The sequence below is a fragment of the Rhodoligotrophos sp. CJ14 genome (assembly GCF_038811545.1).
GTDB lineage: Bacteria > Pseudomonadota > Alphaproteobacteria > Rhizobiales > Im1 > Rhodoligotrophos > Rhodoligotrophos ferricapiens.
The window spans coordinates 4,277,808-4,290,732 of record NZ_CP133319.1; the positions used below are offsets into that span (position 1 = coordinate 4,277,808).

Here is a 12,925-nt window from a genome sequence, read left to right on the forward strand (position 1 = left end):
CTTTAGACGAGCTAGAGCGGATAGCCTGCAAGCTTATCACCCTCGATGCGCTCGATATATTCGGTCATCCCATAGCCCTCGCGCTCACCCCAGCGGAACCGGGTAAAGCCCTCGGCGATCCGCGACACCAGGACTTCGCCGTCAGCCTTCCGGCGGTTGCGCAGGGGCGCAAGCGTCAGGATCTCGCCCTCGATGAGTGCCATACGTTTGGCCGTGCGCACCCCGAGCCGCACTCGTGCCGGATCCCGCGCCTCCGTCCAGTCGGTCATCACGTCGAGATCGGTAATTTCCTCATACTGGCCGTCCACCAGCAAGACCCCGATCCGCCGGGAATAGCCTTCCCGATCGGCGATCTTGAGCAGCATGAAACCATCACCATTGCTGAAATTGCCCATGAACAGCCGGTAGAAATAGATGACCTGCCAATAACGCGGCCCCCAGGAATGATCCCGCCAGCCGCGGCCGTCGATCGGCCATTCCTCATCGCCAACCCTGATCCGGCCGCGCACCCGGCCATGCTGGTTGAAATGGCCCCGCGAGAAGTCACGGCCATACATCGTCGGAATGTCGTCGCGGACCGGCTCACCGCCGTGGATCGGGGAAGAGGCCTCATGGGTCCAGCTCACAGAGCCGGGCTTGCGAGGCCCATTGGCAAAGAGCGATTGCGGATCGCGCAGGGCATCGGGATTATCGACGATGAGCAAATCGCCCTCATAAGCCATCGAGACTTTCTTGAAGGCCTCGATCACCCGATAGGAGAGCCCGCCCGCGTCGAACTTGTCATTGGACGTGATATGTGGCCGCTGGAACTGGCAGGCAATGCGCCCATCGGGCAGATAGAGACAGACCGAAAGCTCCGCATAGCCTTCATTGACGCGGTTGCCGAGCCGCATCCAGCCGCCAACGCCGGTCTTTTCATCAAAGCCGTTCGAATAGACGCTCTCGTTGAAATTCTCGCAAGGATCGGGCTGATGCATCAGCTCGTCCTCGGGCCGCATGATGAACTTGTCCATGTAAAGTGCTCCTTGGAAAACGCGAAGAGGGCTCAGCCGAACCGGGAGAGCTCGTGACGCGCGAGTGCCTCGCGATGGACCTCGTCGGGCCCATCGCCGATACGCAGATAGCGCGCCTCCGCATAGGCCTCTGCAAGGAACACATCCTGTGAGACCCCCGCTGCCCCATGCACCTGGATTGCGCGGTCGATCACCCGGGCCGCCATGTCGGGCACCATGATCTTGGCCATGGCGATCTCATGGCGCGCGGCCTTGTTGCCCGCCTTGTCCATCATCCACGCCGCCTTGAGTGTGAGCAGCCGCGCCTGCTCGATCTCGCAGCGCGATTGACCGATGGCCTGGCGCACGGCCCCCTTCTCGGCGAGCGTCGATCCGAAGGCGACCCGCGATTTGGCCCGCTGGCACATGACATCGAGCGCGCGCTCGGCCAATCCGATGAGCCGCATGCAATGATGGATGCGGCCAGGCCCGAGCCTGCCCTGCGCGATCTCGAAGCCGCGCCCTTCGCCCAGCAGCATGTTCTCAGCCGGCACCCGCACATTCTCGAACACGAGCTCTGCATGGCCCAGCGGCGCGTGCTCATAGCCGAACACCGTGAGCGGCCGCACGATGGTCAGCCCTTTCGTGTCCATCGGCACGATGATCATCGATTGCTGCTTGTGTTTGGGCGCTGTCGGATCGTTCTTGCCCATGACGATGGCGAAGGCGCAGCGCTTGGCCATCGCACCCGTGATCCACCACTTGCGGCCGTTGATGACATAATGCTCGCCATCCCGCCGGATTTCCGTTTCGACATTCGTTGCATCCGATGAGGCAACGCGCGGCTCGGTCATCGCAAAGCATGAGCGGATCTCTGCATCAAGCAGCGGTTTGAGCCAGCGCTCCTTCTGGGCGGGCGTCCCATAGATCGCGAGGATCTCCATATTGCCCACATCTGGCGCGCTGCAATTGAAGATCTCGGGTGCCACCAGCGACCGGCCGAACACCTCGCAGATTTGACCATATTCGAAATTCGAGAGCCCGGCTCCCTCGGGCCCGTGATTATAGAACAGGTTCCACAGACCTTGGGTGCGCGCCTTCTCCTGGAGGCTCCGCATGAGCGGCTTCTGTGTCCAGCGGCTATCCTCCGGTGCAGCTTCGAGCAGCGCTTGCTCATTGGGATAGACATGCTCATCCATGAAGGCCTGCATGCGCTCGAGCAGGTCGCGGGCTTTGTCTGAGAGCTCTCCGAACATGGCAACTCCTTGGGCATGCGTTGGACGGCCGCTCACGTGGCCGCGGCGCCGATCTTTTCCCGTTTGATGATGATGCCGGCCGTCTCCCGATCCCAGGTATCGGGGGTTATGCCCGCTTCCCGCAGGCTGGCCTTCTGGATCTTTGATGTCGGCGTGCGCGGCAACGCATCGACCACCCGGACATAGCGGGGGATCATGAAATGGGCGAGCCGCGGCTTCAGGAACGCGATCAGCTCAACCGGATCGAGCGACATGCCGGCATTGAGCGCGACCACAGCCAGCACCTCATCCTCGGCGATCTCGCTTTTGACGGCCACAACCGCAGCTTCGCGAATGGCGGGATGCGCAACGAGCTCGGATTCGACCTCGAACGAGGAGATATTCTCTCCACGCCGGCGGATCGCATCCTTGAGCCTGTCGACGAAATAGTAATTGCCGTCCTGATCGCGCCGGAAGCCGTCTCCGGTATGAAACCATCCATTGCGCCAGGCGCGGGCCGTGGCCTCGGGAGCGCCTGCATAGCCGTGATTCATGGCCCAGGGACAATCGGTGCGCACCACCAGCTCGCCCACCGCACCGACTGGCACCTCGCAATCATTCTCATCCACGATGCGCACCTCGACCCCGGCGCGCGGCCGGCCGGCGCTGCCGAGCGCGGTGGGATTGGCGCCCGAGACGATCGGCATGCAAAGCTCGGTCATGTTGAAATGGGTGTAGATATCCGTGCCGAACCGCGCGTGGAATTGCGGGGCGGTATCGTTCAGCGGCACATAGGTGCAGCTGCGCAGCGTATGGTTCTTGTCATCCGGCGATGGAGGCCGCTTCAGCAGAAAGCCGCCCATCACCCCGAGCAGGATCACGGTCGTGACCTTCGCCCTGCGCACCGTCGGCCAGAAACTCTCGGTGTCGAATGCATCCACCATGGCAATCGAGCCGCCATGGGCCAGCATCGCCGTGACCGGCATCACCCCGCCGGAATGAAACAGCGGCAGGTTGATCATGTAGCGATCATCAGGCCCGAGGAAGGGGGCTGAGACTGCCATCTGATGCAGATGCAGATAGGAGGACAACACGCCCTTGGAGGGGCCGGTGGTACCAGAGGTGAAGATGATTGACTGGAGATCCCAGGGCGCGATCGGGCGCTCGAGCGCCGGCGGGGTGGCATCAGTGCTGGATAGGGCATCAGAGCTATGGACCGTAAGGCCTGCGATTTGCGCCGGCGCACCGCCAAGCACCACGGCCTCTCGTAGAGTCTTACGATCAACCGTCTCGAGCCGCGGCACGAGATCGGCGTGAACCACCGCGAGCCGCGCTTCCGAGAGCCCGATCACATGTTCCAGCAGCCCGCCGCGATAGGCGAGATTGATGGGCACGAACACGGCGCCGAGATAGTTGAGGCCGAACCAGACCCGCAGGCAATCAGCGCTATTGGGCAGCCAGACCAGCACCCTCTCGCCCTGGGCGACGCCGAGCCGGCGGAAGGCATTCGCCGTCTCGATGGTAATCTTGAGCGTTTCCCCATAGGTCCATTCGCTGCCATCAGCGAAGACCGCGAAAATCTTATCCGGCTGCTGCCGCGCCCAGTGTTCCAGCATATAACGCTGCACACAGGCCTCCCGCGGCGGCATCCGCGGATCCAAATGCTCGACCATGGCCCATCCTCCCGCCCTTTGCCGATGATCAGCTTGTCCGGTCTTTATCGTGTTGGCCGCCGCGCGAGATCTCGGCGAATAGCGGCTTCTTCGTCAGTTTCATTTCGGCGGCCACATCATCATGGATGAACTGCCGGAGCTTGGCGGCCGCGGCTGCGGCATCGGCGTCATCCTTTCGCCTCGTCGCCCAGATGAGGAGATCGGCGATCTCTCCATCGAGCCGGTCGCGCTCTGCCGCAAGCGCCGCTGATGTCGTAAGCGACGCGAGGTCGGGCCGAGCTGGTTGCGCGGCCTTTGGTGCAGCGGGCACCATCCGCAGGACCTCCTCGATGATCGCGCGCCGCCCTTCCACGCCCGCAAGCAGCGGCGCTCGCGCCCATTCGATCCGCGACGCGATATTGTTCAGAATATCGATGACGCCGATTGCCTGCCCGCGCGCATAAGAATCACTCACATGCGGGATCACGTCTTGCCGGAGCGTTGCCATCATCCCGGCGAGCAGTCTCTCAAGGGAATTGGTCATGAGCACCGCTCCACTGCGGCTTCGACCTGCAGCAGCATGCGCGGGATTTGCAGGCCCATCCCAGCCATGCGCATGTCGTCATAATCGCGCGTCTCGAAGCAATGGCTCGCGCCAAGATGCATGACCGCGAGCTTGAACGTGCCGAACGCCTCCCAATAGCGCACCGCAGCAGGATCAACGGCGATCCCGGTCAGCCTCGCATAGCGCTCGAGCAGCTCCTCGCGCGTGAGCAGATGACACATATAGGGCGAGCGCCCCCGCCAGGCCTGCAGACAGACCCAGCCGAGATCCTCGACCGGATCACCGAGATGGACGAGTTCCCAGTCGAGAATGGCGGTAATCTGGCGGTTTTGCTCGAGAAAATTGCCGATCCGGTAATCCCCGTGCACGACGCTGATCCGCGGCGCTTTGGGCGCATTGTCTCGGAACCACAGCAAGGCCCATTCGAGGATCGGGTAGCGCCGCTGCGACCACTGCCGCATGAGCCTCTCCCAAAAACCGATCTGGGCGGCGGCTGTTTCGTTGGGATCGCTCGCACCCCCGATAGCTGCAACCGGCGTTCCCGGCCAGTCGAAATTATGGAGGCTCCCCAAAGCGCCCACGAACTGCTCGGCAAGCGCGCGCCTGGTCTCTTCATCAAAGGCCGGCCCGCCATCGGCGGTCCACGGAATGGGTGCTTCCCCATCGATCCGTTCACAGATGAAGAACGGGGCACCGAACGTGTCGCCGTCATCCGAATACCAATAGACCTTTGGCACCGGCACGGCACTGTCGGCGAGGCACTTGAGCGTCAGGAACTCGGGCGAGGCCTTATAGGGGGTGAACAGCCCATTGGGTGGACCAATCCGGAGGATGAGATCGCGGGATTGCGCGCGCCCGTTCTCTCGCCACTTGGCTGAAAAGCCATAGGTGATCCAGGAGAATCCAACCGTATAGCGATGCAGGGCCCCGAGCTCGACCTCGGCGCTCAGAGACATCTGCAGGAAGGACAGAAGACGCTGCCGCAGGCCGTCGAGATCGAACGGATCGAACCGAGGGGCGGGAGAGCTGGCAGGCAAAGCATTATGAGGCATCGCGAGCCCTAGCGTCTGGTGCCGCTCCTGCCCCGCTGGTTGCGAGGCTGAACAGCATCCGCAGATCCGCGGCAAACAGGCGGATCATCTCGAGCAGCATCAGCGCGAAAGCCAGGGGCATCATGATGATGATGGGCCAGAGCGGCCAGAAATCCGTACCGACCTGCATGGTGCGATGGGTTTTTATGCTGCTCCAGACGAAGCCTGTGACGTACCAGAGCACGATCGCGTAGATCCCGATTTCAACGGCCAGCACCAGGGCTGAGACAGCGGCCCGCCGTCGGGGCGGTGCCGACTCGGAAAAGGTTTCGAGCCGCGGGAACGTGCCCTCCCGGTGCGCCATGGGCAGTGCCCAGAAAACGAGGAGCGGAAAGATGACGCGTTCGACGATGTTATAGGCACCGGGGATCAGATCCGCATGCAGAACATATCGCCCGAACACGCTGATTACCGTGATCAGCATCATGAGGAATAGGCACAGCCCGGCGCCGATCGAGGCCATGCCCCACTCGAAGTCCCAAATGGCTTTCCAGAAGCGCATGCGACACCTCAATTGAGATGGCTGGGGAGCCAAGTGGCGAGCCCCGGAAAGATCATCATCGCGAGGGTGACCACAATGGCGGCGGCGGTGGAGAAGACCATCGCCGGCTTGAACACGGGGCCGACAGGCACTCGCGCCGCACTTGCCGCTGAAAAAGCCACAAGTCCCACCGGTGGCGTGAGCAGCCCGAGAGAGATCATGAAGCAGGCCATGACCCCGAACCAGATGAGATCAATCTGCGCTGCTTCGACCATCGGCAGAATGATCGGCACCGCAAGCACGATGACGGTCACTTCTTCAAGGAACATGCCCGCCGCGAAAATGCCGACCATCAGCACCACGACCAGCAGGTTCGGCTGCTCGACCAGTGGCGCGGCAAGGGCGAGCAGTTCCGTAGGCAATCGCGAGAAGGACAGGAAGCGTGAAAAGATCTGCGCCCCGATCAATAGGATCAGCAGCATCGCGGTCACTTTGACGGAGTCCGTGAGCGCGTCCATGATCTCGCGCATGCCGACGCGCCGCATGGCAACCATACCGACAAAGGCGGCGAAGGCGCCAAGCGCCCCAGCCTCGCCCACAGTGACGATGCCGCCATAGATGCCGCCGAAGACGACGAACATCAGTCCAATGACAAAGATGAACGCGTTGATTGACCGTCGCGTCGATGCGGGATCTTGCTCAACCTCGCCGGCGATGCCGTCGACCGCGCCGGGCTCGACTTCGCCAAAGAGGCGCAGGCAAACGATATAGATAAGGATGCACAGAATGCCTGGTCCGATCGAGCCGATGAAGAGATGGCCGATGGGAATGGTGGTGAGCGAGCCATAGATCATGATCAGCAGGCTCGGCGGGATGATCACTGATAATGAGCCTGAGATCGCCGCGAGCCCGATCGAGAACCGTCGGGTATAGCCGACCCGTTCGAGCTCCGGGCCCGCCAGCGTTGCAAGCGCCGCGGCACTGGCCGTGCCTGACCCCGAGACCGCGCCGAGAAGTCCGCCAGTGATCAGCGTCGCCACGCCAAGAGGAAAGCGGCGATAGCCGGCGATCCGGTGCCCGACCCGGAAGAGGTCGACGATGACGCCCCCTTTGAGCAGAAGCTGCGCCATGAGCAGATATAGCGGAATGATGGAGAGCGTGTAGGTCGAGGCCGTATAGAACACGTCCTGGCCGATAATGCCGGTCAGAACCCTCGGTCCCGCCCAGAGCACGATCCCGACGATGCCTGCGCCGAGAAGAACGGTGGCAACCGCCTGGCCCAGAACGAGGAATATGACGAACCAGAATGCGACGAGCCAAATCGTCAAGCTCTGTGACATGACAGGTAAGGCCTAAGCTGGAAGCGACAGGTCAGTAGACAAGGCGGAGGCCGACCTCCGCCTTCTGGTTCAGAGCCCGAGATATTCGGCAACGCCCTCGGGCAGCTTGCCGCCCTGCTCGACAATGAACTGGGCATAGAGCTTCGCGGTATCCCGTGCCGGATGGCCCGCAGCTTCCGTCTTCTCGATCCAGGCCCGCCAGGTTTCCGCCGAGGCTTTCGCGATATGGTCCTGCATCGCTTTCGACAGTTGCGAAATCGGCGTGAACTGGCCGCCATGCTCGGCGGTGGACTTCTTCTTCACGACCTCCACATTGTCTTCCCACGCCTTGGCATTCTCCAGGGCGATTCGCCGCGCGGTCTCGTCGAACAGCTTCTTCTGCTCGTCCGTCAACCTGTCCCAGGCATCATTGCTGACGGCGAGATAGCTCTCCCAATGACCGATCGACACATCGGTGATGCTATGCCGGAGAAGCTGGTCGATCGAATAGGACGGCCAGTCAGAAATCGCGATGATGACGCCCTCGATCGTGCCGCGCGACAGCGCCTCATAGGCTTGCGGTCCCGGCAGCGTCACTGGGGTTGCGCCGAGCTTCTCAAGAACGATCGTGTGCAGCGCCGCGCCGGCCCTGAGCGGCACGCCCTTGAAATCCTCCGGCTCCTTCAGAACCTTTGAAACGGTCGAGATGGAATAGGGCGCAGTGGCGCCGAGCGCCCAGGCGCGGATGCCCTTATCCCCAATCTCATACTCGTAGAAGGTCTTGCCATTGCTGAGCTTGACGTCGGAATCGAGCAGCTTTTGGAAAGCCTTGGTCACCATGGGCGAGTTGGTCCCATAGACCGGGAGCTGCGTGACGTCGGACAAGGGAAAGCGTCCCTCGTGATAGGGCGCGAGCAGCGGTGCGGCAATGTCGATCGTGCCACTGGTCAGCCCGTCAAGCTCGCGGCCGGCCGAGGTGAGCTCGCCGGAATAGAAGCGGGTGAGGGTGATCTCACCCTTGGAATCGCGCTCGATCGCATCTGCAAAGGGATTCATATGATAGGCCACCCACGCATGGGGCTGGCCGAGACCTGTGGAAATGATGAGTGTTTCCGCGGCGGCGGCAAGCGGTGCAAGGGCGATGACCCCTGCCGCGGCGCCCGCGAGCAGGTTACGCAATTTGGCAAGCATCAATTCTTCCTCCCATCCGATGCCGGCGGAGGCTTGCTTTGCCCGCTGTCTCGCGGTGAAGGCCGTTGACGGCCTCGCATTCTAACGCACCCCCGGGTGGGCCGGCATCATGGCCATCACGCTAAGTGGAATCGACGATGATGTAAATGAAAATGAACCATGGCTCATAATTCAATTTTATTGACAGGATCAGGCACCTTCACTAGCGTGCGCGGCGAAATGGAGAGAAGGCAGATGGCAGCGGCCGCTATCCCCGGCGCGACAGGGGAGGTGGTTTCGGAAACCCCGCGGCGCAGTCGGCGTGCCGAGAAGGCGGAGGCCACGAGAGCCCGCCTATTTGCGGCCGCAATCGAAGTGGTCGGCGAGCACGGTTATGCCGGCACCTCCGTCGCCCTGATAACCCAGCGCGCCAAGGTCGCCCAGGGCACCTTCTATAACTATTTCACCTCGCGCCAGGACTTGCTGGATCAGCTGCTACCCTCGATCAGCGTGAAACTGCTGGAGCATGTCCGCAAGAAGGTGCTCGCCGCCGAGGACAGCCCCGTTGCCCGCGAATACGCGCGCATCACCGGCTTTTTTGAGTTTCTCGAGCAGACACCGCACCTCTTCAAGATGCTGCACGAAGGCGCGATCCAGGCACCCGAAGGGTTCCGCCGCCATGTCAGCCTGCAGATCGAGAATTATAAGCGGGCGCTCGAATATGAGCGACGACGGGGCTTCCTCAAGGTTTCCGGCCGCGAGGAGATCGACGCCCTGACCCAGATGCTGATGGGCGCGCGCGATTATCTGAGCGCCCGGTTCTGCGTTCGCGACGGCGAGATCGTCCAGCCGCCGTCCCATGTCATCGAAACCTATATGCGTTTCGTCGTGAGCGGCATGTTCGTGGAGCCGGAAGCCACGGCGGATTAGCCGGTTATGGCATCATGGGCGATGGTGAGCTCGGCAACGCCGGCTCGAAGCGCCTTGCCCGTTGCCCCGACCGGCAGCGCTTCCACGATGCGGATGACATCCGGCACCTTGAAGCGCTCGATCCGGGCCGCCAGCCATTCGCGCAAGACCTGCTCATTGGCCTCACAGCCCTCTCGCAGCACCACTACCGCATGCAGGGCTTCACCAAGTCTTGCATCTGCGACACCCGCACACAGCGCCGCAGCGACAGACGGGTGCCGCATCAGCCAGCCATCGATCTCGGCCGGGGCGATCTTGTTGCCGGCGCGCGAGACGATGTCTTTCGAGCGGCCGACGATCTCAACCAGGCCATCGGGCCTGACCCGGGCAAGGTCGCCCGTGCGGAAATACCCATCGTCGAAGGACTTGGCGGTGAGCACGGGATCATCCAGATAGCCGGCCATGCCGAATGGCGTGCGGATCAACAATTCACCGACACCATCGGGCAGACTGTCATCATAGCGATCGATGCGGAAGCTGACCGAGCCCGTCGGCCGCCCGATCGAGCCAAGACCTGCCACGCGCTCTTCCGGCCTCAGGCAGAAATCGCACGATCCCGTCTCGGTGAGCCCATAGAGGTCGAACACACCCGCATTCGGAAAGGCCGCAACGAGCTTGTCGGAAAGGCCGGCCCCCAGCATTTCGCCACCCGTGAGCACCATGCGCAGCCCGGCCGCAGGTTGAAATATGTCCGCAGAAAACAGCGTGCGGAACATGGCAGGCACCCCGGCAAACACGCTGAGATCGCCAAGAACCGGCCTTAGGGTCTCGGGGGCGAACTTGCTGATGAGAATGAGGCGCGATTGGTTCATGAGGGCCAGCAGCGCGACCCAGATCCCGAAGATGAAGGTGAGCTGCAGGGGCAGCAACACCGTGTCCCGTGGTGAAAGCCCGAGAAGCTCATTGAGCACCGCGAGTTTCTTCGCAAAGGGCTCATGTCCGATCACCACCCCCTTGGGCTGTCCCGTCGAGCCCGAGGTGAAGATGATCAGCGCCGCATCGCGAAGCAGGGGCCGAACGGGCGGCACCGCATCCGAAAGAATTGTGAGCTTGCCGTCATCGATCGCGAACCGGCAGCCGGTGCGCGAGAACACGGTGTGAACCGTTGCCTCAGCCGCATTGCGATGCACGGGCACGGCCACGGCACCCGCACGCCAGACCGCAAGCAGTCCTGCGAGATCCGCCGGCCGATTGCCGATCCTGACCGCGACAGGCTCATCTGCGACAACACCGGCCTCACCGAGCTGACCGGCCATTGTCTCCGCCATCCCAAGCAGGCTTGCCGCTGCGGTTGAGCCACCAGCCCCATCGGCGATCCCATGGGGATAGGTCGCGAGCGCATCCCCGAGGAGCTTGGCGAGCGCCCGTGTCACGGCATCCGCTCCGGGAAGCGCGCATCCCGCCAGGCAAGCGCCGCCTTGAGACCCTTCTCCCGCGCAATGTCCATGAAGGCGATCTTGTCCGGCGAGCCGCCCCCCTCAATGGCGAGATCGATGTCGAGCGCGCTTTCCAGGGCTTCGAGCATGCCCTGGGCCTCGATTGCCCGGTTGAGCGCGCGCTTGGTCTGCTTCACCAGCTCCGGATCGATCGCCGCGAGATGGCGGCCCATCCGCGTGACGGTCTCATCCAGCGCGTCATCGGCGGTCACACGATTGATCATCCCTATGGCGAGCGCTCGCTCGGCGCTCACCCGATCTTCCCCGAGAAGGATGATCTCTTTGGCAATCTTTGGCCCCACGATCCAGGGCAGCAGCATCACCACGATCCCGGCGCCGAACCGCAGCTCCGGCTCACCGAAAAACGCATCGGGCGTGGCAACCGTCATGTCGCAGGCGAGCGCAAGCTCGCACGCCCCGGCAAGGCAAGGACCCCGCACCGCCGCAATGGTCGGCTTCGGGCAGTGCCAGAATCGCATCACCGTGTCGAAATCCTTGCGCAAGAGCGGCCGCCACTGCGCGACCCCGGTCGGGCGCCGCTCCATCTGCTCCTTGAGATCAAAGCCGGAGGAGAAGGCCTTGCCCGCGCCCTGAACCACGATCGCCCGCACACCCTCGTCGACTTCGGCCTCGTCCATCGCCGCGCAGATCTCGCTCAGCATCGTCTGATTGAGCGCATTCGTGCGCTCCGGGCGATTGAGTGTGATCCGCGCGACCCCGTCGACGGTCTCATAGAGGATGGTCGAAAACGCCATGCTTGTTCTCCCAGGTGTTCTCATCGCGACTTTACCGACGTCCTCCGGCCATGACATAGGCCTCAGGCGACCGCCGCAGGCCGGCCATGGCCGCGGCGCCGAGAAACGGGCCGACCGCCAGCACCGAAAATGCGAAATGCCAGCCGATCGCGTCAACCACATAGGGCATCAGGTGAATGCTGGCGAGCGTGATGAGATAGCCGATACAAGTCTGAACCGTGAGCATGGTGCCCACGAAGCATTTATTACTGAGCTCGGCAACAGCAGCGGAGAATTGCGCCGAATCGGAGACGATGGTGACGCCCCATAGAAGGGCGACGGCGAGAGTCAACGCAGCCGGGCCACCATAGGTGAAGCCGATGAGCATGGCGCAGCTGCCGCTGACGAGCATGGAGGCGATTGTCACGAATGTCCGGCCCATGCGGTCGGCAAGCAAGCCGCCCCCCAAGGCGCCAAGCGCACCGACGCCCACCACGAGAAAGGCTGCAAATCGCGCATCCAGCGGCGGAGTGCTGCCATAGCGCTCCGTGAAGCTTGCCGCCAGAAACACCCCGATCCAGGCCCACATGGCATAGAGTTCCCACATATGCCCGAAATAGCCGAGATTGGCGCAGCGCAGAGACCGGTCGCGCAAGGCGGTGAGTGCCACATCGAACTGGAAATGCTGGGTTGGAGCGACATTCGGCCCGGTCTTCGCAAACAGGATCAAAATGCTCGCGGCAAGACAGCCAAACGCGGCGGCCGCGATCGGCCATTGCCATCCGACGCCGCCGAATACCGCAATCGCATGCGGTGAGGCTGAACCGATCGTGAGCGCGGCAACGAGCAGGCCGATGAGCAGTCCGAGATCACCCTTGGCCCAGCTGCTCGCGAGCTTCATGCCCACGGGATAAACGCCGGCCATGCACATGCCGGTGATGAAGCGCAGGAAGGGGACGGCAAGCGAGGCGGGCTCGAAGGCGAGCATCGCGAGATTGGCGAGAGCGGCCGTGAATGCCGAGATTGAGAAGAGCCGCCGCGTATCGAACCGGTCGGCGAGCACGAGCAGCGCGCTGGCGAGCGTTCCCGCCACGAAGCCCGCCTGAACCGAGCTTGTGAGCAGGGCCTGCTGGAAATGCGAGAGTGCTGCGCGTGCGGTAAGGTCGGCTAGCGATGCGGTCGTGGCGAACCAGGCCGACATCGCAGCCACTTCGCTGATGAGGAGAAGTGTGAGCGAGGCCCGCTTGCTCCGGCCGGTGTGGAGGGGAGTGTCCATGGCAG

Annotated in this window: 12 protein-coding genes; 1 reads left to right on the forward strand and 11 read right to left on the reverse strand. The window is 62.8% G+C overall.

The window, feature by feature from the left end; all coding sequences use genetic code 11:
- Window positions 1-11: 11 nt before the first annotated feature.
- The 8 genes from RCF49_RS19940 to dctP form a co-directional block, all read right to left on the reverse strand.
- Window positions 12-1,013: a DUF7064 domain-containing protein gene (locus RCF49_RS19940; protein ID WP_342641535.1), complete on the reverse strand. Its 1,002-nt coding sequence runs from the start codon at window positions 1,011-1,013 to the stop codon at window positions 12-14.
- 32 nt (window positions 1,014-1,045) lie between these two features.
- Entirely contained in the window at window positions 1,046-2,248 is a 1,203-nt protein-coding gene (locus RCF49_RS19945; RefSeq protein WP_342641536.1) for an acyl-CoA dehydrogenase family protein, read from the reverse strand.
- A 32-nt stretch (window positions 2,249-2,280) separates the two neighbouring features.
- Window positions 2,281-3,900 carry an AMP-binding protein gene (locus tag RCF49_RS19950; RefSeq protein WP_342641537.1) on the reverse strand — a complete coding sequence of 540 codons (1,620 nt, stop codon included), beginning with the start codon at window positions 3,898-3,900 and terminating at the stop codon, window positions 2,281-2,283.
- Between the two features lie 28 nt (window positions 3,901-3,928).
- The gene (locus tag RCF49_RS19955; RefSeq protein ID WP_342641538.1) at window positions 3,929-4,423 is read right to left on the reverse strand and encodes a hypothetical protein; all 495 of its coding nucleotides are present in this window, start codon (window positions 4,421-4,423) and stop codon (window positions 3,929-3,931) included.
- Entirely contained in the window at window positions 4,420-5,496 is a 1,077-nt protein-coding gene (locus tag RCF49_RS19960) for a phosphotransferase family protein (RefSeq protein ID WP_342641539.1), read from the reverse strand. Before RCF49_RS19960 ends, RCF49_RS19955 begins: the two co-directional genes overlap by 4 nt.
- Entirely contained in the window at window positions 5,486-6,037 is a 552-nt protein-coding gene (locus RCF49_RS19965; protein ID WP_342641540.1) for a TRAP transporter small permease, read from the reverse strand. The genes RCF49_RS19960 and RCF49_RS19965 overlap by 11 nt, the downstream gene beginning before the upstream one ends.
- 8 nt (window positions 6,038-6,045) lie before the next feature.
- On the reverse strand, window positions 6,046-7,356 hold the full coding sequence (locus tag RCF49_RS19970) for a TRAP transporter large permease (RefSeq protein WP_342641541.1): 1,311 nt from the start codon (window positions 7,354-7,356) through the stop codon (window positions 6,046-6,048).
- A 69-nt stretch (window positions 7,357-7,425) separates the two neighbouring features.
- On the reverse strand, window positions 7,426-8,526 hold the full coding sequence (gene dctP / locus RCF49_RS19975; RefSeq protein WP_342641542.1) for a TRAP transporter substrate-binding protein DctP: 1,101 nt from the start codon (window positions 8,524-8,526) through the stop codon (window positions 7,426-7,428).
- A gap of 234 nt (window positions 8,527-8,760) precedes the next feature.
- Here dctP and RCF49_RS19980 point away from each other — a divergent pair, with 234 nt between their 5' ends.
- Window positions 8,761-9,435: a TetR/AcrR family transcriptional regulator gene (locus RCF49_RS19980; protein ID WP_342641543.1), complete on the forward strand. Its 675-nt coding sequence runs from the start codon at window positions 8,761-8,763 to the stop codon at window positions 9,433-9,435.
- On the opposite strand, the gene RCF49_RS19985 is transcribed toward RCF49_RS19980, so the two are convergent.
- From RCF49_RS19985 to RCF49_RS19995, 3 genes are read right to left on the reverse strand one after another with little or no spacing between them, the layout of a single operon-like run.
- On the reverse strand, window positions 9,432-10,847 hold the full coding sequence (locus RCF49_RS19985) for a class I adenylate-forming enzyme family protein (protein ID WP_342641544.1): 1,416 nt from the start codon (window positions 10,845-10,847) through the stop codon (window positions 9,432-9,434). The two genes, RCF49_RS19980 and RCF49_RS19985, sit on opposite strands and share 4 nt — an antisense overlap.
- Window positions 10,844-11,665: an enoyl-CoA hydratase/isomerase family protein gene (locus RCF49_RS19990; protein WP_342641545.1), complete on the reverse strand. Its 822-nt coding sequence runs from the start codon at window positions 11,663-11,665 to the stop codon at window positions 10,844-10,846. The genes RCF49_RS19985 and RCF49_RS19990 overlap by 4 nt, the downstream gene beginning before the upstream one ends.
- Before the next feature lie 31 nt (window positions 11,666-11,696).
- A complete protein-coding gene (locus RCF49_RS19995) occupies window positions 11,697-12,920 on the reverse strand; it encodes an MFS transporter (RefSeq protein WP_342641546.1) in 1,224 nt (407 codons plus the stop codon).
- Window positions 12,921-12,925: the final 5 nt, after the last annotated feature.